At 44.6% G+C, this 21,041-nt stretch carries 20 protein-coding genes; 14 read left to right on the top strand and 6 right to left on the bottom strand.

Features of this window, described 5'->3' with window-relative positions; all coding sequences use genetic code 11:
• Positions 1-252: 252 nt before the first annotated feature.
• Positions 253-1,170 (bottom strand): mechanosensitive ion channel family protein, encoded by a 918-nt coding sequence (locus ACT3ID_RS15975; RefSeq protein ID WP_491543055.1) that lies wholly within the window; start codon positions 1,168-1,170, stop codon positions 253-255.
• A gap of 168 nt (positions 1,171-1,338) precedes the next feature.
• On the opposite strand from ACT3ID_RS15975, the gene ACT3ID_RS15970 reads away from it, so the two are divergent.
• From ACT3ID_RS15970 to ACT3ID_RS15960, 3 genes are all read left to right on the top strand, one after another.
• Positions 1,339-1,767: an OsmC family protein gene (locus ACT3ID_RS15970; RefSeq protein WP_491543054.1), complete on the top strand. Its 429-nt coding sequence runs from the start codon at positions 1,339-1,341 to the stop codon at positions 1,765-1,767.
• Positions 1,768-2,125: 358 nt separating this feature from the next.
• Positions 2,126-3,238 (top strand): dual-specificity RNA methyltransferase RlmN, encoded by a 1,113-nt coding sequence (rlmN, locus tag ACT3ID_RS15965; protein WP_491543053.1) that lies wholly within the window; start codon positions 2,126-2,128, stop codon positions 3,236-3,238.
• Positions 3,239-3,474: 236 nt separating this feature from the next.
• Positions 3,475-4,008: a DUF2959 family protein gene (locus tag ACT3ID_RS15960; protein ID WP_491543052.1), complete on the top strand. Its 534-nt coding sequence runs from the start codon at positions 3,475-3,477 to the stop codon at positions 4,006-4,008.
• A gap of 91 nt (positions 4,009-4,099) precedes the next feature.
• Here ACT3ID_RS15960 and lepB read toward each other — a convergent pair whose 3' ends face one another.
• From lepB to ACT3ID_RS15940, 4 genes are all read right to left on the bottom strand, one after another.
• Entirely contained in the window at positions 4,100-5,197 is a 1,098-nt protein-coding gene (gene lepB, locus ACT3ID_RS15955) for a signal peptidase I (RefSeq protein WP_491543051.1), read from the bottom strand.
• Between the two features lie 60 nt (positions 5,198-5,257).
• Positions 5,258-5,875, bottom strand: a complete 618-nt coding sequence (locus tag ACT3ID_RS15950; protein WP_491543050.1) for a hypothetical protein — start codon at positions 5,873-5,875, stop codon at positions 5,258-5,260.
• Positions 5,876-5,908: 33 nt separating this feature from the next.
• Positions 5,909-7,717, bottom strand: coding sequence for a translation elongation factor 4 (lepA, locus tag ACT3ID_RS15945; protein WP_491543049.1), 1,809 nt, complete (start codon positions 7,715-7,717; stop codon positions 5,909-5,911).
• A 150-nt stretch (positions 7,718-7,867) separates the two neighbouring features.
• Complete coding sequence (locus tag ACT3ID_RS15940) at positions 7,868-8,143, bottom strand: thiamine-binding protein (RefSeq protein WP_491543048.1); 276 nt, start codon at positions 8,141-8,143, stop codon at positions 7,868-7,870.
• A 568-nt stretch (positions 8,144-8,711) separates the two neighbouring features.
• Here ACT3ID_RS15940 and hisG point away from each other — a divergent pair.
• From hisG to hisH, 5 genes are all read left to right on the top strand, one after another.
• Positions 8,712-9,593, top strand: coding sequence for an ATP phosphoribosyltransferase (gene hisG / locus ACT3ID_RS15935; protein WP_491543047.1), 882 nt, complete (start codon positions 8,712-8,714; stop codon positions 9,591-9,593).
• A 118-nt stretch (positions 9,594-9,711) separates the two neighbouring features.
• Positions 9,712-10,998, top strand: coding sequence for a histidinol dehydrogenase (hisD, locus tag ACT3ID_RS15930; RefSeq protein ID WP_491543046.1), 1,287 nt, complete (start codon positions 9,712-9,714; stop codon positions 10,996-10,998).
• Positions 10,999-11,075: 77 nt separating this feature from the next.
• Positions 11,076-12,134 (top strand): histidinol-phosphate transaminase, encoded by a 1,059-nt coding sequence (gene hisC / locus ACT3ID_RS15925; RefSeq protein ID WP_491543045.1) that lies wholly within the window; start codon positions 11,076-11,078, stop codon positions 12,132-12,134.
• The gene (gene hisB, locus ACT3ID_RS15920; protein WP_491543044.1) at positions 12,131-13,024 is read left to right on the top strand and encodes an imidazoleglycerol-phosphate dehydratase HisB; all 894 of its coding nucleotides are present in this window, start codon (positions 12,131-12,133) and stop codon (positions 13,022-13,024) included. The genes hisC and hisB overlap by 4 nt, the downstream gene beginning before the upstream one ends.
• Before the next feature lies 1 nt (position 13,025).
• The gene (gene hisH, locus ACT3ID_RS15915) at positions 13,026-13,622 is read left to right on the top strand and encodes an imidazole glycerol phosphate synthase subunit HisH (RefSeq protein ID WP_491543043.1); all 597 of its coding nucleotides are present in this window, start codon (positions 13,026-13,028) and stop codon (positions 13,620-13,622) included.
• A gap of 209 nt (positions 13,623-13,831) precedes the next feature.
• On the opposite strand, the gene dat is transcribed toward hisH, so the two are convergent.
• Complete coding sequence (gene dat / locus ACT3ID_RS15910; protein ID WP_491543042.1) at positions 13,832-14,680, bottom strand: D-amino-acid transaminase; 849 nt, start codon at positions 14,678-14,680, stop codon at positions 13,832-13,834.
• Positions 14,681-14,878: 198 nt separating this feature from the next.
• Between dat and ACT3ID_RS15905 the strand changes: the two genes are divergently transcribed.
• The 6 genes from ACT3ID_RS15905 (at position 14,879) to ACT3ID_RS15880 (ending at position 21,007) form a co-directional block, all read left to right on the top strand.
• On the top strand, positions 14,879-15,454 hold the full coding sequence (locus tag ACT3ID_RS15905; protein WP_491543041.1) for a TetR/AcrR family transcriptional regulator: 576 nt from the start codon (positions 14,879-14,881) through the stop codon (positions 15,452-15,454).
• Positions 15,435-16,202 carry an outer membrane lipoprotein-sorting protein gene (locus ACT3ID_RS15900; RefSeq protein WP_491543040.1) on the top strand — a complete coding sequence of 256 codons (768 nt, stop codon included), beginning with the start codon at positions 15,435-15,437 and terminating at the stop codon, positions 16,200-16,202. Before ACT3ID_RS15905 ends, ACT3ID_RS15900 begins: the two co-directional genes overlap by 20 nt.
• A gap of 93 nt (positions 16,203-16,295) precedes the next feature.
• Positions 16,296-17,519: an ABC transporter permease gene (locus ACT3ID_RS15895; protein WP_491543039.1), complete on the top strand. Its 1,224-nt coding sequence runs from the start codon at positions 16,296-16,298 to the stop codon at positions 17,517-17,519.
• A gap of 1 nt (position 17,520) precedes the next feature.
• Positions 17,521-18,744, top strand: a complete 1,224-nt coding sequence (locus tag ACT3ID_RS15890) for an ABC transporter permease (RefSeq protein ID WP_491543038.1) — start codon at positions 17,521-17,523, stop codon at positions 18,742-18,744.
• A gap of 248 nt (positions 18,745-18,992) precedes the next feature.
• Entirely contained in the window at positions 18,993-19,676 is a 684-nt protein-coding gene (locus tag ACT3ID_RS15885; protein WP_491543037.1) for an ABC transporter ATP-binding protein, read from the top strand.
• A gap of 2 nt (positions 19,677-19,678) precedes the next feature.
• Positions 19,679-21,007: a hypothetical protein gene (locus tag ACT3ID_RS15880; RefSeq protein WP_491543036.1), complete on the top strand. Its 1,329-nt coding sequence runs from the start codon at positions 19,679-19,681 to the stop codon at positions 21,005-21,007.
• Positions 21,008-21,041 lie beyond the last annotated feature (34 nt).

Genomic DNA, 21,041 nt, shown 5'->3' with positions numbered 1-21,041 from the left:
ACCGCCCGTACATCGAAGCGCTGCTTCGATATACTCCAAGCAGGCGCTTGGAGTTACGTTTGTTGGGATAAGGCGCTCATACCAAGCTCCTGCCTGGGAATGTAACTATCTGCTGAAAGCAGAGCTTCTTTTCGGACCGGTGTGCGCACGTGCAGCTCCGTGCCTTCTCTGTGAATCCTGTGAAATAACCAAATCTGCTCAATACTCACAGCAAAAAGAAACCATAGCCTATCGAAATAAAACCACCTATCTCTATTTCTGTTTGGATGATCCATTACCAAGCATTGTATTCAGCTTTTCGCCACCCCGAATTCCAAAATCGAGCGTCCGTATAGGAAATGGAATCATAATATCATTTTCATCAAAAGCCTTCGTAAGAGCCATGATGGCATCGCTGCGTGCGGACAGAAAATCGGGATTGCTCTGAAAGTTAACCCAAAAATGGATTTCAAAATTAATTGAACTGCCACCGAATTCTGTATAGTAAAAATTTATTCCTTTGGCAGCATTGTAATTTTCAAGATCCTTAATAGCATCGATGGCAACTTCTTTTGCTTTCACCAAATCATCGCCGTAAGAAACGCCGCATTCCAAATCTATCCGCCGCACTCCACTGCTCGTATAATTTTCCAGAGGATTCTCAAATACACTCTTGTTGGGGATATATACCACTTGTCCCTGCGGCGTGCGAATAATAGTATTACGCAGATTCATTTTCTCTACCGTCCCATAAAAATCATTAGTCTCAATAATATCCCCAATACCAAATGGATGACGGATAGACAGAATAATGCCCGAAATAAAATTGGAGGCGATATCCTGAAATGCGAAACCTAAGGCTAAACCAATAATACCGGCACCGGCCAGCAGAGAGGTAACAGCTCCATCGAGCTCCAGAATACTTAAGGCTATGAAGATCCCGATGCCAACAATTGAGACCCCTACAATGGTCTCAAATAAATGGATGATCGTTTTATTACTTGTTGTTTTTTGCAGCATTCTTTTGACCGCCTTGCGTACAAAACGACCAACCACAAAAAAGACAATCAGCACCAGCAGTGCCATCACCAAGTTCGGAAGCATTGCAATGGCTGTTTCCAGCCAGTTGATCAGTTTTTCAGTGAGGGTGCTGTACACATCAACAAATTCAGACTCCATTTCCTGGCCCATATTCGTCGTTCCTTTATTACGATTTTTCTTTTCCTGTAAGAAAATGAAATTAATGAAAAAATCAGATTTAATAAGAAAAAGATGCTGATTTCAAGTAGCTGGAATGACAGTGCTCCGGGGCATGTTACAACATCTAGAACAAGAGCTTTAATAAAATTATTTATTGATATGCCTAAACGAGAAGCTAAAGCAACATGGAATGGTGATCTGCAAAGTGGTAACGGGAATATGTCGTTCGGCAATGGAGCCTTTGACGGGGCATATTCTTTTAAATCTCGCTTTAAAGAAGGAACAGGAACAAATCCCGAAGAATTGATCGGAGCCGCTCTTGCCGGGTGTTTCAGTATGGCTCTTTCGGCAGATCTGGCAGAAGATGATTATTCACCGGAATCAGTAACTACGAACGCATATGTTCAGCTGGAAACTGTTGACGGGGATCCTGCCATCACAACTATTGTGCTAAAAGTTGATGCTGATGTTGATGGCATTGATGAAGATACCTTCCTGGAATATGCAGAGGGCGCCAAGAAAAATTGCCCGGTATCCAAGGCCCTGGCTGGTGTCAATATTGAGCTGGATGTAGATTTTATGAGCTAGAGTTATCTCTGCTGTACATTGGATGACCGGAAGGGACATCCTTTTAATTTCTTATCTCCCGAGCAATCGGTGAGATAGCAGCTAAATTCAATCGCATCATATTTTATTACCACAGAGTAATCGGAGGAAATCGCAGAGGTACACAGCACAATATTATTATAGATATTTATAGCCTCTGCGTAATCCTCCGCGCAACTCTGTGGTTTCTTAAGTAGTTCTCTGAAAGTAGGTTTCGCACTTTTCTTAGTGCAGGTACTGATTTGATGAAAAGGGCTGCGTGTTTCCTGTCAGAATATAAACAATAGTTTCACCTCGAATCAGTTAACAACACTGCCCAAGGATTTGTATTTTAACGGTTATGACTACACAGACAACTACAGACGAAAAAATTAACTTAAAAAGCCTGACGAAAGACGAACTGCGGGACTTTACGGATGAGATGGGCCTACAGTCGTTCCGGAGTGATCAACTTTTTCAGTGGCTTTATCAAAAAGGCGTGCACAGCTTTGACGAGATGACTAATCTCTCCAAAGATCTGAGAACACGTCTTAAAGAAATAGCTAAAGTGCCCACAATCGAGCATGTGCGGCAGCAGGAATCCAAGGACGGAACAATAAAGTTCCTGTTTAAGCTACAGGGAGAAGAAGAACATAAGGTAGAATCGGTTCTTATTCCTGAATTTTATCCCGACGGCGCTGCCGACCGACTAACTGTTTGTGTTTCTTCGCAGGTGGGATGCGTATTCGGATGTTCATTCTGCGCTACAGGTAAAATGGGATTTTTTCGCAGCCTAACGCATGGCGAAATTGTGGATCAGGTTCAATATATCGATGAACTTTGCGAAGAAAAATTCGGTAAAGGCATCACCAATATTGTTTATATGGGGATGGGTGAACCGCTTCATAACTACGAGTCTGTGGTTAATTCAGCCAATATCATAACAGATGAATTAAGCATCGGTCTTTCTCCCAAGCGCATAACGATCTCTACGGTTGGGCTTACCAAGCAGATCAAAAAACTGGCCGACGAGCGTCAGCCTTTTAACCTCGCAATTTCTCTGCATGCAGCCAACGATGAGAAGCGCGACGAGATCATGCCTATCAATAACTCCATGAATCTCGAACAACTTAAAGAAGCCGTACAGCACTATTATGAAAAGCTTCATCGGCCTATAACTTATGAGTATTTGCTGTTTGATGAGTTCAATGACACCCCCGAGGATGCCCGCCAACTGGCCGAGATTGCACAATGGGTTCCCAGTAAGGTTAACATCATTATGTACAATGATGTAGCTGGTGTAGCATTGAAGCGAGCGCGTGAGCAGCGTCTGGACGCTTTTATGCAGGAACTTGTCTCGCGCGACATTACCGCTACCGTCCGCCGCAGCCGCGGTGAAGATATCGATGCCGGATGCGGCCAACTTGCCATCAAAGATGGTCAGGAAAAAGGAAAGTCTATTCGCAAAAATTGATTTCGTGTAACTACTTGTATCCAATGATATTACATAAATGAAATCTCAACTTTTACACCAAGTTCAAAATTAATCGCATATTGTTCCTTTGGGAAAAATTTTAACTTCTAATTTAATCCCAAAAAGGAGCAATATATATGAGATTGACACACCTAGTTACACTATCGCTATTCCTCTTTTTCTTGTCCGCATGCGCTACGACAAATCAAAATCCAGCGCAAGGGACGATATCCTCAATGGATGACGTTAATGAGAAACTTAATGAAATATCAGAACAACTAGCCCAAACCGAGAGTGCTCTGCAGGATGTTGCAAATGCCAACCAAGAAAATATTGAGGATGCTTTTAATTCCTTCAGCGATAATGTTAGTGAAGTTGAAGACCTGAGAGAAGATTTGAGCGATCTGGTTGAAGAAATGAATGATGAAAAAGAGGAATATCTATCGCACTGGCAGTCAGAAGCAGATACCTATGATAGCGAAAGTCTTCGGAGCGGCAGCGAAGATCGCCGACGAGAAGTGAGTGATGCATTCAACGATGTAATGGAGCGCAATGGCGAATTATCCAGAACGCTTAACTCTTACCTTTCGGCTGCCAACGAAATCGAATCTTATCTGCGTAACGATATGACAACCAAAGGTGTAGAAGCGGTGTATTCCCTCACGCAACAAGTAGAAGATACTGGGGAAGATGCCCGTCAAGCTATCAATGGTATGCAAAGAGCACTTAATGACGCAAAAAGTGAGATGGGAGCCCGAACTCAAAATTAAATACACTTAATTATTTGTCAGCAAATAGGCTGATGATATCATAAAACCTGATTACAGTGGCAGTGCTATTTCACATTCCCTGAAAAACAAGTTAATCATGAATTATATTTAAGAGGCGGTTGAATCGGGGCAACCAGCGTTCGCTATCCCAGGAAAAATATATCATCCCTGCTTTGCCAACGATATGTGTCTGCGGCACAAACCCCCAAAATCGGCTGTCTTCACTGTTATCCCGGTTATCACCCATCAAAAAGTAGTAATCTTGCTGAATGGTATACTCATTGGTTTCTTCACCATTGATAATAAATTGGTCCCCATTACGCTCCACCGTATTATCCTCGAATCGGGTGATAATATTCTGATAAATATGATAGTTGTCGGAGGTAAGTGTTACGCTCTGCCCCTCAAAAGGAACAACCAAAGGCGGCATATGATGATGATTGTTAAAACCGCTTGAAAATGTAAAGTCGCGCCTGGCGTATTCATTAAAACTTTCCGGCAGCACAAACGGTTCTACGCTGTTTACTTCGGGCCATTCTCTCATTTCATCGGCTACACTCTTGGTCATATTTATCTGATAGCTATTACCTTCGTCCGATCCGCGGAGGGTTGCGCCCGCCGCCCTCACCTTTGCCGGACTCAATCTCACACGATTACGAACCGTTACATTATAAGTCTGCTGTATCCCCGGAAAGTATTTGGCTTCTTCACCATTGACAAAAAGCTGGGTATCATCGATCGAAAGTGTATCACCAGGTACTCCAACGGCCCGCTTAATATAGTTAGTTTTGGCAGCAATAGGCGCTATATCAACGGGATAGTTAAACACTACAATATCATTACGTTCGACGTCAGTAAAACCGGGTAACCGAGTCCACGGCAGGGTTACACCCGGCATATAGATATTTGTAAAAGGTACTGATAAAACCATTGGAGTACGCGGCCCATAGCTTATTTTGGAGACAATAAGAAAATCCCCGGTGAGCAGCGTTTTTTCCATCGAAGGAGTAGGAATACGATATGCTTCAAATAAGAAGGCACGGATTATCAAAGCAGCAATAACAGCAAAGAGCAAGGCATCCATCCATTCTCGCAACCAACTTTTAGCCCGCTCGTTTTGGGATCCCTTATTATTTTTTCGCTGCTTTCGCCGCTTTCTTCGTTCCTCTTTTGAAAGTTGATCTGCCAATTGTTACTCCTTAGTAAAAGTTAGTTAATATTGTATCTGCACAATATCATTTGCAGAATTTTAGTAATCAATAGTCATGCCCGCAGGTGAATTGATCTCTTTTGTCTGATACTTTCCGTCTTTATACGAAACTCTGAACCATTGTTCACGTTCCGGTGAATAAAAATAATCCTCATAATTCCCGAGCTCTTCAACAGACATTAATTCCTGAGAAAATGCCCGCTTGATCTGGGGCATCATATCTATATATTTGCTGGCACCAGCAAAAGTCAAACCACTTCCGAAAGGTCCATCCCAGTCCAAAACCATCATAGGAATTTCACCATCAACAATAAACCAATACTCAAACTGTATTGCTTTTCCGGGTCGAAAATCATCTTTATTAATCAGATCTTCTAATGTTTGGGTAGGATCACCGAACACCGCTTGCAAACGAGCCCGTAGTTCGTTTGCCTGACGATCATCCAGGGCAGTGTCTTCGTATAAGCCTCTTCCGGACCAGTTAATATCTTTAAAACGTTCCTGAAATTGCGCGCGTTCTTCATTGGTCACTTTTTCAAACTCGGGCGCCTCAAATTGGGCCTGGACAGGTTGAGACAGCGCTAAGAAGAGAAAAGTTATACACAAAGTAATTATTTGCTTCACATAAATGGTTCGAGGTATAGTAGATCGTATCATTTGTTACACTTGTTTAAACCGTTGTAGTTGAATCTAATCGTCGTCATTCATCGAAAGGATAGCAAGGAAAGCTTCTTGTGGTACTTCAACGGTACCTACTTGTTTCATTCGCTTCTTTCCTTCCTTCTGGCGCTCAAGTAGTTTACGCTTTCGTGATACATCCCCGCCATAACATTTTGCCGTAACGTCTTTGCGCATGGCCGGAATTGTCTCGCGGGCAATCACATTGTTTCCGATTGCCGCCTGAATTGGAACTTCAAATTGATGACGAGAAATAAGCTCTTTTAGTTTTTTGCACAATTTGCGACCCAGTTCATACGCTTTATCGCGATGCACAATACTCGAAAGAGCATCTACCGGCTCTTTGTTCAGCAAGATATCTAAACGTACCAGATCGCCTTCGCGGTATTCTAAAAATTCGTAGTCTAGCGAAGCATACCCCCGTGTACCGCTTTTCAAACGATCGTAGAAATCAAAAACAACTTCGGCCATCGGCAGCTCATATTTTATTTCAACCCGCTGACTCTGCATATGGATTTGATTGACATACTCTCCGCGTTTCTCCTGGCAGAGTGTCATAACCGGACCGATATAATCCGTTGGGGTCAGTATACTGGCCTTGATATAAGGCTCATATACCGCATCAATCGTGTTGGGATCCGGCATGTCGTTAGGATTGTCAACAATGACTTTTTTCTGTTCGCCCTTCTCTGTCATTAGAACTTCATATTCCACGTTGGGAACAGTCGTAACAATGTCGATGTCGAACTCCCGATCCAGACGCTCCTGGACAATCTCCATATGCAGCATGCCCAGGAATCCGGCCCGGAATCCAAATCCCAAGGCCTCAGATGTCTCCGGCTGATAGGTCAGTGAAGCATCGTTAAGCTGCAATTTTTCCAAAGCTGAGCGCAGGTTTTCAAAGTCATCCGACTGGGTAGGGAATAATCCGCTGAATACCATCGGCTTAGGTTCCTGATAACCGGGTATCGGTTTTTCGGCAGGATTATCGATCTTGGTCACCGTATCACCTACGCGGGCATCCTGCAGCGATTTAACACTGCCGATGATATATCCCACATCGCCGGCTTCTAGTTTATCCGTCTTCTCTTTTTGTAGTTTCAGATACCCGATCTCTTCAGCCTCATATTCTTTATCAGTCGCCATAAAGCGGATGGTATCCCCTTTGTTAAGCGTACCTTCCATTACGCGAACATAAACTATGGATCCGCGATAGTTATTGAAGACCGAATCAAAAATCAGGGCACGCAGTGGTTTTTCATTTTCTCGTCCGGGAGGAGGAATATGTTCTACTATTGCTTCAAGTAATTCATCCACCCCTTCCCCGGTTTTACCACTGACTTTCAAGATCTCATCATGATCGCAACCGATCAGATCCACAATCTGCTGACCTACACCTTCCACGTCAGCACTGGGCAGGTCAATTTTATTAAGAACGGGAATGATTTCCAGATCCTGCTCAATAGCCTGATAGAGTGTAGAAATTGTTTGCGCCTCAATACCCTGGGCGGCATCAACCACAAGCAGAACCCCCTCACAAGCTTTTAGTGCCCGCGACACTTCGTACGAAAAATCTACGTGTCCCGGTGTATCGATAAGATTAAATATCACCCGTTCGCCACTGGGTCGCTCATAATCCATCCGGATAGCATGGCTTTTAATGGTAATCCCACGCTCGCGCTCCAGGTCCATATCATCGAGGATCTGCTCCTGCATTTCGCGCTCGGTAATAGCACCGGTTCGTTCCAGCAGACGGTCTGCGAGCGTAGACTTACCGTGATCGATATGAGCAATAATACTAAAGTTGCGAATCTGGGTCATAAAAATGTACTACCAACACTAAGTTAGCTTGTAAAAAAGAACGCTTAAAATACAAAAAAGCCAATGCGATTGCAGAATATTGTTACAAAAAAAGCCCAATACTTTTAGGTATTGGACTTTATATAACTTCTAGCAGTTGTGTTTTATTTTTCAGACATCCGGAACGTTTAATGGATCTTTATCTTCAGGCACGGGATTGAGCAGTTCAACATGAAATCGAAACTCTTCTTTTTCAATCGTCATAGTATCATACATCTCGCGGATCAGATCAAAGACAACTTCTGTTTCTCCGCGTACGCTTGTAGACATGTAGTTGACATCTACCTCCACATCGTGCTGCGCGACCAACTCCAACAAATAATCAATACTTTCGCGCGGCTTAGAAGCCTTTAGAGGGATGTATGTAAATTGGGCAGTTGTAATCATAGAAGTATCAGCTTATCAGGTTTTAATTAATGGGGCGTAAGGATAATCTTTTAGGAATAATACTTCAATCATTCAGCAAATTTTATCCAAAAAATCGGAACAATTCTGAACGCGAACCGTTAACAGCCTTAAATAAAATGATAAGTTGATTTAGCGTTACCCATTTCGCTTACAAAGAAGTAGACAAGATGTACAAACGACTTGCACAAAATTCCATAATTCAATTTACCCTGTTTACCCTCCTGTTGATAGCTTTTGTAGTTATTATTTCAGCATAAGTTTTCCGCACAAATATTGTTTTTAAAATCCTGTTCCATAGATAGCAGGATCTTACGAGAAGTGTATCCCTGTGTCGCCTGAAAACAAATCTTGTAAGAAACATTTTTTTGTGGATGCTCTTCTCAAAATTTGTATCTTTAGCCTGATGCAAAAACAGCAATACCATATCCCTTCTCACCTTCATCACGGCGGTTGGCACCGTCAATAGCATCACTGTTTGTAGCTCAGGCTACACGTCTTTCCTAAATTACCAACCACTTTTACAACCAAAATTAACGACAACTCTGTTATGCAACGCACTGCTGACTCTGATACTTCGCTACGTATCGCTATTCAAAAATCCGGTCGACTGACCGATAAAACTATTGAGCTGCTCAAAGGCATTGGCCTCCGCTTTGATGACTATAAGCGCAACCTCATGGTGAAATGCCGCAACTTTGATGTGGAACTACTGCTCATTCGCGACGACGATATCCCGGAATACGTGCAGGATGGGGTTTGTGATCTTGGATTTGTCGGTGCTAACGTCACACAAGAAATGGGCGCCGATGTTACTGTGCTCCGCGGACTTGATTACGGAGTCTGCCGTCTCTCACTGGCAGCACGCGAGAATGGTGACATTCAAAAGATCGAAGATTTCAATGGTAAAACCATTGCTACCAGTTATCCGAGATTAACGCGCGAATTTTTGGAATCGAAGAATATCGATGCCAAGATCGTTACGATTTCCGGGGCTGTTGAGATCGCACCACGTCTGGAGGTTGCCGATGCCATCTGTGACCTGGTATCTACCGGAAATACCCTCAAAGCCAACGGACTGGAAGAGCTTGAGACCATCCTGGAATCGGAAACAGAACTCATCCGTACCAATAAGAAACTCTCTCCCGGCAAAAAGAAGCTGATTGAAAAGTTTCTCCAGCGAATGGATGGACACCAACAGGCTGAACGCAGTCGCTATCTCATGATGAACGCTCCAGAATCGGCCGTACCTGAAATTAAGGAGATCATTCCATCTCTGAAAAGCCCAACTGTTATGCCGTTGTCTGATAATGGTATGGTAGCCATACACACGGTGATTCCAATTGACAAGTTTTGGATTATTATGGAGCAACTTAAAGAAGCAGGCGCTACTGGCATTGTAATATTGCCCATAGAAAGCATGATTTTATAACTTCATGACTCTCTTTGTTTTCTCCCTATCAGTAGGGAGAAAGACTCATTTTAAACTTTAAGAGTGCCTTTCCCTAATTTTTTAGGGAAGGACAGGATAGGGTCAAAAAAACAGATCAATGAAACAATACATCTATAAAAATTTATCAGACGTTGAGACCAACCGGCTGCTCCAGCGGCCGAAGATGGATTTCCAGTCGATATTTGGAGAAGTTGATCCCATCATCCAAAAAGTGAAAACCGAGGGCGATGCTGGTATCAATCACTTTACCAAAAGGTTCGATGGCGTTGCCCCGGCTCCAATCATCATCGATCCCAGAGAAAAACAAATTACGCTTGACGAAGATATCCGGCAGGCGATCGATATCGCTTTCGATAACATTTTCCGTTTTCACAAAGCGCAATTTCCTATTCCACTTGAGGTCGAAACGATGCGGGGCGTTCGGTGTAAACGTGTAGCACGTCCCATACAGCGAGTGGGATTATATGTGCCCGGCGGTACTGCTATTCTCCCCTCTACGCTGATGATGTTGGGAGTTCCAGCCATGCTGGCTGGCTGTGAAAAAATCGTAGTTGCAACTCCTCCTGGTAATGAGAGTTCTGTAGCTGATGAGATTCTGTATATTGCCCAGAAGATCGGAGCCTCACACCTGCTTAAAGCCGGTGGTGCCCAAGCTGTTGCAGCAATGTCATATGGATCTGAATCGGTGCCGAAAGTCGATAAGATTTTTGGTCCGGGCAATCAGTATGTGACCGCGGCCAAAATGATCCTGCAAAACAGTGAGGCGCAGATTGCGATCGATATGCCGGCCGGACCGTCGGAAGTGCTGGTTATTGCTGATGGCTCTGCCAATCCGGAGTTTGTGGCGGCCGACCTGCTTTCGCAGGCTGAACACGGCGAAGACAGTCAGGTAGTGCTGGTAGCGACGACAGATTTTAACATCGAAGCTTGCATGCAGGCAATTGACAGTCAACTGCAAGAGCTTCCCCGAAAAGGGGCTGCCGGGAAAGCACTGGACCAAAGTTTTTCCCTGCAGGTTAAAACGCTGGAGCAGGCATTTGAATTTTCAAATCGTTATGCTCCCGAACACCTGATTGTCCAGTGTGATGAAGCCGATCAGTGGGAGGATTACATCCAAAATGCGGGCTCTGTTTTTTTGGGACACTGGACACCCGAAAGTGCCGGCGATTACGCCTCCGGCACAAATCATACGCTGCCAACCTACGGTTACGCGCGGATGTTCAGCGGTGTGTCTGTGGAATCTTTTATGAAGTACATCACCATGCAGAATATAACACAACAGGGACTTTCGAATCTCGGCCCAACCATTGAAAAATTGGCCGAGCTGGAAGAACTTGAAGCCCACAAACGCGCTGTTTCAATTCGCAGAAAGGATATAAAATGACTCCACTAGAATTGAAAAAATAGAATGAACTTTACTAAACTTTGGAAGTTTAGCAAAGCTAAAGAAAGAATAATTATATGACTAATTTTAAACTTGATGAACTAATCCGTCCGAATATCAGAGCGCTGGAGCCATACCACAGCGCCCGAGAGGATTTTTCGGAGGGACTACTTCTGGATGCTAATGAAAACAGCCTCGGCTCCCCGTTTCCCGATGATGAGGAGTTACACCGCTACCCTGATCCGGGGCAAAAGAAGTTGCGAGACTTGATAGCTCAGTGGCGCGGCGTTCGTCAGCAAAATGTATTCGTTGGCGTGGGCAGTGATGAAGGTATCGATCTGCTGTATCGCATTTTCTGCGAACCCGGCAAAGACCGCGTACTTACCACTCCTCCCACCTACGGCATGTACGGCGTATCGGCAGCCATCCATAATATCCCTGTAGATACGGTACTGCTTGAGGAAGAATATTTTCAACTCCGCGTTGATGAAATCTTGGAAGCCGTCACTCCGGATACTAAAATACTGCTGCTATGTTCGCCCAATAATCCGACGGGAAACAGCTTTTCAGCCGAACACATTACAAGACTCACTGAATCATTCCCGGGCATTGTAGTCATTGACGAAGCCTATATCGATTTCAGTGATCAGGAAAGCTGGGCCCAAAAAGTAGCGAAATATCCCAATTTAGTGGTATTGCAGACGATGTCGAAATCATTCGGGCTGGCCGGAATACGACTGGGTATGACGTTTGCCAATGAGGATATCATCAATTATATGATGAAAGTTAAAGCTCCTTACAATGTGAATAAACTAACTGCCGAAAAGGCGATTGAAGCTTTTAAAAAGCTTGATACAATCCAGTTTAATATTGATGCTATCAAAAAGGAACGGAGGCGATTACGCAAAAAGTTGAACAACCTTGAAGTGGTCCAGCAAGTTTATCCCAGCGACGCCAATTTTCTGCTGGTAAAAGTTGAGGATGCTAAAAAACTCCATCAACAATTATCAGAAAATGGTATCATTGTGCGATATCGCGGCAATGAACTGCTTTGTGCGAACTGTCTGCGTATTACCGTAGGTACTCCTGATGAAAACGACCAGTTAATCTCTGCAATAAAAGACCTGACAACATGAAGATTTGGATCTCTGCCGAAGCGTTAACCGGAAAAGATGATACACTGCTTTGGAGCGGTGCACTTTATGGTTTAAAGCGCCTTCAAGGATTTGGACACGAAATAGCCTTTGACAAAGAAAAAATCTCCGAACGTCAGCAGCGACTGCTGGAAAATGATGATATCAGTACATCTGAATTTACAAAAGATGAAGCAGATCTGTTCATCCGGGTTGAAGGTCAATCTTCGTTAAAAGCAGTGGATGCAGACGGCATCGAAATTGAAGAAGCCGTCAACTGGACAAAGTTAAGTGATCGGATCTGCTTTCCCACACGCAAAGCAACCTTCCAGCGCAAGACAGCAGAAACAAATATTGAAATCAAATTAAATCTTGACGGTACCGGCGAAAGTAATATTTCTACTGGCCTCGGCTTCTTTGATCACATGCTGGAACAGATTGCACGGCATGGACTTATTGATCTCGAGATATCCTGCGACGGTGATCTGCATGTGGATGAACACCACACGATCGAAGATGTAGCGATTGCGCTGGGAGAAACACTCAAAAAGGCGCTTGGCAAAAAATTGGGGATTGAAAGATACAGCTTTACTCTGCCGATGGATGAGACACTTGCCAGAATTGCCCTGGATCTTTCCGGACGTCCCTACCTGGATTTCAAAGGAGAATTTGAACGCGATACGGTCGGCAATTTTCCCACCGAAATGGTCGAGCATTTCTTCTATTCACTGGCTATCCATCTGCAAGCAACGCTCCACATATCCGTCAAAGGTGATAACGATCACCACAAAATTGAAGCATGCTTCAAGGGGTTTGCTAGATGCTTCCGTGCAGCCATAAGCCGCAGCGAACGAAACACCAATATATTACCGACCACAAAGAACTTATTATAGAATGATAGCTATCATCAATTATGAAGCCGGCAATCTGGCCTCTGTATCGAACGCGTTGAAGCGGCTTGATGCTCCCCATATTATTACCAATGATCTGGATGAATTGAACCGTGCCGACGGAATCATTTTTCCCGGCGTCGGTCACGCTGATCCGGCAATGAAATCCCTGCAAAAAAATAATCTTGACCAATGGTTAATCGACACCAAAAAACCGGTCTTGGGTATCTGCCTGGGCATGCAGCTTTTCTATGAATCTTCTGAAGAAGGCGATTCCAAAGGACTTGGCATTATCCCTGGCAAATTGAAAAAATTCGATTCATCCAAAGCCAAAGTCCCGCATATGGGATGGAATACCTTTAATGGTATCTCTTCTCATCCAATTATGCAGTCACTTAGTTATAAAAACTATTTCTATTATGTCCACAGTTATTACGCCCCGGTAAATAATTATACCGTAGCTTCTTGCCACTACATCAATGAATTTACTTCTGTTGTATCAAGAGACAATTATGTGGGCGTTCAATTTCATCCCGAAAAATCGGGTGATGCGGGATCTCAATTATTGCGGAATTTTTTGGGGATGATCGACAGGGACTGATTTAATAAGGCTATTTGTCATTTACCCTCAGGAAACTGACTGGCCACATAGCAACTGTTTTTTCTCTGCGTAACTCTGTATCTAATCTGCGGTTCTCTGTGGTATAACATCCGGAGCCAGAGAAGTCACAGAGAACCACAAAGATATACTGCTACTCCTAAAACAGTAACACGAAATCCACAACACGCAACTCTAAACCCGAATCAGCTTCAGGCATATAATCTTGCTTTGAAAGCCTCCTGAATTTTGCGAACTACGGGTCCGGGCGTACCGTCATCAATTGGCTGCCCGTCCACATCAACAACAGGTTGTACATCTGTTGTCGTCCCGCAGAAAAAGAGCTCGTCAAGTTCAAAAAGCTCATCCTCTTTTATGGGATTAAACTCGACGGGCATATCCAGTTCATCGGCAATTTCCAAAATCACCTGTCGCGTAATTCCCGAAAGAATATAATTTGACTCGGGAAATGTACGCAATACTTCGTCATCAACACCGAAAATATTGGCGTTGGGACTTTCAGTAATTACCCCATCGCGGATCAGAATAGCACTGTCATATCCGGCCGTCTTGGCTCGTTCGCGAGCCAGTGTGTTTGGTAACAAGTTGACTGTTTTCAGATCACACCGACTCCAGCGGATATCCGACATCGTCATTACCGAAATACCATTTTTGTGTAGATCGGTGTGAGGTTTAAAGCTGCTTGTCGCAAGATATACCGTTGGCGAAACTTTGGGTTGTGGAAAGGGATGCGTTCTCGGCCACGCCGCTCCCCTGGTGACCTGAATATATATCTTTGCCTCCCCTTCCGTCAGATCATTCTTTTTTAGTAACTCTTTACCAATCTGGAGCAACTTTTCCCGCTCATCTGACTCCAGATCGATATTCAAACCGGCCAGTCCGTCATCGAGTCGCTCCATATGCTCTTCTGCGCGAAACAACCGTCCGTCAATACAACGGATAACTTCGTAAATGCCGTCCCCAAAGATAAATCCGCGGTCATAAACCCGCACTTTAGCCTCTTCCCTGTCAATAAATTTGCCATTCAGATATATCTGCATATTGTACCCTGTAATTGTCCTTATTAGTTTTTCTGCTCCCGGAAAATCCCGAAAGCCCTAAATTAATACAAGATCTTGCTCTCTACAATAATCTTTGGAGCATCTTTTTTCGGGATTTTCAGCAAACCTTGAAGCGAATATTGCATTTATATCTGAAGTGGTATATATTTTGACTGAACGTTCAGTCAATTAAAAGGAATGCCTCGCACTTCTAATCAAAACAAGCAAATCCGGGAAGAAACCCGACAAAAGATTAAAGACGCGGCTTTCGAGCTTTTTGGAGAAAGAGGCTTTTCTGATACCAGTGTCCGGGCTATTGCGCAAAAGGCAGGTAAGTCGAAGGGACTGATTTACCATTACTTCCAGAGCAAGGAAGATATTCTTCTATCTATATTTGATGATTTGACTGATCTCGGAGATCAGGCCATGGACTTTCCTAATAATCTTTCCCCCCAAGAACGGCTCAGGTATTTGCTGGAAACAATATTCGGATATATCAAAGAGTCTACTGAGGTGATCAGGCTGATGACAGCCCTTGCGCTGCAACCTGATGCCGTGGCAAAATTGAAATCCTCGATTGATAAATACAACGAGCATCAGATAAAAATCCTGGCAGAGCTTTTTGCAGATCTGGGATATGATGATCCCGAAGCCGAAGCGTATTATCTAGGGGCAAAACTGGATGGCATTACGCTGGGATATATCACGCTCGGCGACGACTATCCGTTTGAAACTATGAAACAAAAAATTCTGGATGAATATGTCACTGATTAGCAACAAAAGTATTACCTCATATCTGATTTTGATATTTGCGATGGTCTCTGCCCTGCAAGCTCAGGATCCTGCTGAAATTGTGCAAAAAGCCCATAAAAAAATGCAGGGCGAAAGTTCCCGCGCCGAAATCACAATGCAGATTATTCGCCCCAGTTGGGAGCGCAGTATCTCGATGAAAAGCTGGAGCCTGGGCGAAGACTACAGTATGATTCTCATAACTGCACCGGCCCGTGACGAAGGCTCGGCGTATCTGATGCGCGGTAATGAAATCTGGAACTGGGTGCCGAATGTCAATCGCACGATAAAAATGCCGCCGTCGATGATGAGTCAATCCTGGATGGGTTCGGATTTTTCGAATAATGATCTGGTACGCGAATCTTCTATCGTAACAGATTATACTTATGAGCTATTGGGTGATTCAACCATCAGCGAGCGCGACTGCTATAAAATTGAGATGACCCCCAAACCGGAGGCACCGGTCGTATGGTCAAAAGTGATTTCGTTTATATCCAAGGACGAATACCTTCAGCTAAGGTCCGAATTTTATGACGAAGATGACACACTGGTCCGCGTGATGGAGGGATCGGAAATTGAGGAGATCGGCGGACGCTTGCTACCAACAAGAATGGAAATGAATCCGCGGGAGGAAGAAGGACACAAAACGGTAGTTACCTATCAGGATATTGAGTTCGATATTGATATTTCGGAGCAATTTTTTAGCACCCAAAACATGAAACGTGTACAGTGAATAGAACGCAGATGACTCTGAAAAAGCTGATAACCACAGATTAATCGGTGTAAATCAGTTTAATCTGCTTCATCAGCGTTCAAAAATGAGCTTATGTTATATTTACGTTTAGCGTGGCGAAATATCTGGCGAAACAAGCGGCGTTCGCTGATTACGATGACTTCCATTGTAATGGCGGTACTATTGGCGTCAGTGATGCGATCGATGCAGGAGGGGCAATACAACGTGATGGTCGAAAGTACGGTGGGCAGCTTCACCGGCTATGTTCAGATTCATCAGCAGGGTTACTGGGATGATCAGACGCTCGAAAATACATTTGAAACGTCGGATACACTCGTGCAAAAAGCAGAACAGGCCTCCTCTGTTGTTGACGTTGTTCCCCGGCTCCAGTCATTTGCACTGGCCGCGGGAGAAGAGCAAAGTCGTCCCGCCATGGTCATAGGCATCGATCCGAAAAAAGAACAGGCGTTGAGTGATCCGCGGCAGAGGTTGCAGTCGGGCTCGTATTTTGAGCATGATAATGAGCAGGCGGTGCTTGTCGGCACAGAAATGATGCAGCGACTAAATGTACAATTAGGCGATAGCCTGGTGCTGATCGGACAGGGTTTCCGCGGACAGAGTGCAACGGGGCTGTACGAAATTAAAGGCACGGTCTCGTTTCCCAATCCGGAGATGAATCGAAGCATGGTGATGATGCCGCTGGCAACCGCCCAGCATTTTCTGGCTGCCCCCGATCGCCTGACGGCCCTCTCACTTATTCTCGACGATCCCGCAAACGTGGATCAAACGGTTCGGGATTTGCAGTCCGCCCTCCCCTCCAAAACCTATGAAGTGATGAGCTGGCAGCAGATGATGCCCGAGCTGCAGCAGGCGATTCAGGCCGACCGAGGTGGCGGTATCATTATTCTCATGATTTTATACATCGTAGTCGGTTTTGGCATCCTTGGAACCGTTTTGATGATGATTACCGAGCGTACCTATGAGTTCGGAGTTATGCTATCTATCGGTACATCGCGACTGGCTATCTTTGTGATGCTGGCTTTTGAAATATTCCTAATCGCACTGCTGGGATCTGCCGTGGGCATCGTGCTGTCGATTCCTGTCGCCTGGTATTTTAACATTAATCCCATTGAGTTTACGGGAGGTATGGTCGAAGTTATGGAATCGTACGGACTGGAACCCTACCTGCCCTTTTCACTGGATCCCGAGCTTTTTTACATGCAAGCTGTAATCGTATTCCTGATTACCCTCGCATTCAGTATCATTCCCCTGATTCGTGCCAGTCGTTTAAATCCCGTTAAAGCAATGAGGTCGTGATATGCTAAGCAATATCATCAAACTGGGATGGAAAAATGTGTGGCGAAATCCAACCCGCAGCGGAGTGGTCATCGTTGCTGTACTACTGGGCACATGGGCGGGTATATTTTCAGCGGGATTTTTCAACGGGATGATGCAAGATGCACTGAATAACCAGATAGAGCTTTCGATCGGACATATTCAAATTATGCATCCGCAGTTCGAGGACCTCTATGATCCGGAATATACTGTGGATAATGCCAATCAGGTGATCGAACACCTCGATACTCAGCCTTACATAACTGACATCACGGCCAAAAGCGTGGCAACAGGGCTGGCACAAAGCACGCGCAGCAGCTTTGGAGTTACCATCAACGGAATTAACCCTCAGAATGATTCTACCCACGCTATTCGCCAATATGTCACCGAGGGTGAAATGCTACAGTCGGGTGATCGCAACAACATTCTGATTGGAAATAAACTAGCTGAACGGCTTGGAGTAGAGCTGAAAAACAGGATGGTTCTAAATTTTCAGGATATGAATGGGGAAATAACCGGCGGTGCATTTCGCGTAGGAGGAATTTTTGAAACTTTTAGCAGCAGTTTTAATGAAAATAACGTTTTTGTTCTGGATGATGATTTGAATCGATTGCTCGGTACTGATGGCGCTGTTCATAACATCCGCATATATACCGAAAATATGGCGGAATCTGAGACCTATGCCGCACAACTTCGCAGTGAGTTTCCCGACCTGGAAATAAAAACGTGGCGGGATTTGGCACCCGATCTACGCTATATGTTCGATATGATGGATCTGACGCTCTATATCGTCATGATTATCATTATTATCGGACTGATTTTCAGCATCATCAATACAATGCTGATGGCAGTTATGGAGCGAACTCGTGAGCTGGGGATGCTTCGAGCCATAGGCATGAATAAGGCACGAACATTCAGTATGGTAATGTGGGAGACGGTATTTCTGACGATAGTAGGCTCTCCGGCCGGACTGCTACTGGGCTGGGCTACCATCAGCTATTTTGGTGATATCGGGATTAATCTTACTGCTTTTGCCGAGGGACTCAGTGCCTATGGGATTGGCACAATGGTGTACCCGACATTATCCGGCGAATATTATTTAAACATTATGCTCTTGATTGCGGCAGCAGCGCTACTCTCGGCCCTCTATCCCGCATGGAAAACACTGCAGCTTAATCCCGTAGAAGCAATTCGAAAACTTAACTGATGATCATGTTTCAGGTTGCAAGTTGCAGGTTTCAGGTTGAAAACCTTTAACATGTAACATTCAACCTGCAACTCAATAAACTGATAACTATGAAGTAACTTCACATGGTAAAAAAGTCTCATGAGTGTCATGCTGAACTTGTTTCAGCATCTGTAAGCAATGGAGCGCTAGATGCTGATACTCCTTTTTTTGCAATGGATCCTGAAATAAATTCAGGATGACACAATCAGTAAATAAACCCGAAACCCATGGCTGTCATAACAACTGAAGGAGTAACAAAAACCTATAACCCGGACAAAGTGCCGGTGCATGCGCTTCGTGGTGTGGATCTCGAGATTGAAAAGGGTGAATTCACCGCGATTGTTGGTCCCTCGGGATCGGGAAAAACGACGCTGCTGAATATCATCGGCGGACTGGACGAGCCGACCGATGGTCGCGTTATCGTACAGGGGACCGATCTCGACACGTTATCCGACAGCGAACTGATCAACTTCCGGCTGCATCATATCGGATTTGTGTTTCAGGCCTACAACCTGATTCCGGTACTCACCTCCATCGAGAATGTCTCCTTTGTGATGCAGATGCAGGGAAAATCCGCCAAAGAATACAACGCTAAAAGCCGTCAACTGCTGGAGGAAGTAGGATTGGCTGATAAGTTAGACAAGCGTCCCAACGAGCTTTCCGGCGGACAGCAACAGCGGGTGGCGGTGGCACGAGCCCTGGCCTCCAAACCCGACTTTGTATTAGCCGACGAACCAACTGCCAACCTCGATTCCGTTTCTTCGGGCGAACTGCTGGATATGATGGCCGAGCTCAACGAAAAAGAAGAGATGACGTTTGTGTTTTCGACGCACGACCAGCGGGTAATTGACCGGGCGCGAAGGGTGGTTACGCTTGTAGACGGAAAAATCGACAAGGATGAAGTCAGATAAATATGAATATTAAATATCGAATAGAGAATGCAGAATGTAGAGGTAATAATTCGTCATTCTTAAATCCTTGTTCGATATTCTGCGGTTCAAAAAACTATCCCAAAGAGTTTCACGAAGAAGGCACAAAGTTCAATAGAGAATTTCTTTGTGATTCTCTGCGTCTCCTCTGTGGCTCTCTGTGTAACAACTTAAAGCAATTTTTCCTAACCAGCTTCGCCCTATTACTTGGGTTTCAAATCTCATTTGCGCAAGATGTCGACATCAGCGGATATGTTAAAGAGCTGGGACAAATTTCTGTTGACAACAATTTTTCCACCATCCACTATGATAATATTCTGCACCACCGTATTGAGAGCGAATGGAATCTTACAGATAACATTGAGTTTCGCGCTGACCTGCGAACCCGCTTGCTGAATGGGTATTCTGTTAACAATACGCCCAGCCTCCGACAATTCTACGAAGAGGATCCCAACTATTTTGATCTGTCGTGGGTATGGTTTGATTCCGACCATTCGCTAATGCACTCCAACATCGACCGGATTCACGCCAGTTACATCAATGGACCGTGGGAAGTGCACGCGGGACGGCAGCGAATCAACTGGAGCCGCACGCTGGTTTGGAGTCCCAATGATCTGTTCAACAACTACGCCTATCTTGATTTTGACTACGAAGAACGTCCAGGCGTGGATGGCCTCACCGCCCAATACAACTGGAGCTACGCATCAAGTGCTGAACTCAGCTATCAAATAGCAGACTCTTTTGACCGATCAGTCATCGGAGGTATGGTGCGGGTAAGCAGCGGCGGTTACGACCTGCAGTTTATCGGTGGGCACTATCGCAAACATGCCGTTATCGGCGGTGGATGGGCCGGTTATATCAATGATGCCGGATTTAAGGGAGAGATCTCATATTTCCATCCCGAAGAAGATTTCTTTGATCAAAGCGGACATTTTACCGCCACTACCGGATTTGATTATATGTTTTCGAATGGGATGTATGTACAAAGTGAATTGCTCTACAACGGCGGATATAACCCACGCGAAAATCCGCTGAATACACTCGTTCAGCCGCCATCGGCCGACAATCTGTTTATCGCCAATTCGGGATTTTTCCTCAACAGTTCGTATCAGATTCATCCGCTTGTAAGCGGTAATTTAGGGTTTATGGGCAGCTTCGACCGATCAATTTTTATTGCTATTCCGCAAGTCACCTTTTCAGTTACCGAAAATGTAGATCTGCTGTTGCTGTCTCAGCTTTTAAAGGGAGCTGTTTTTCGGGATTCGGTGGCGACGCCAAACTTGTTCTTTTTTCGTCTCAAGTGGTCATATTAATAGAACCCGGATTACGCGAATCAAGCGAATACCC

The organism is Fodinibius sp. GM108, from assembly GCF_058386985.1.
Note: the sequence above shows the minus strand (reverse complement) of the source record. Positions and strands in the feature narration are given on the sequence as shown.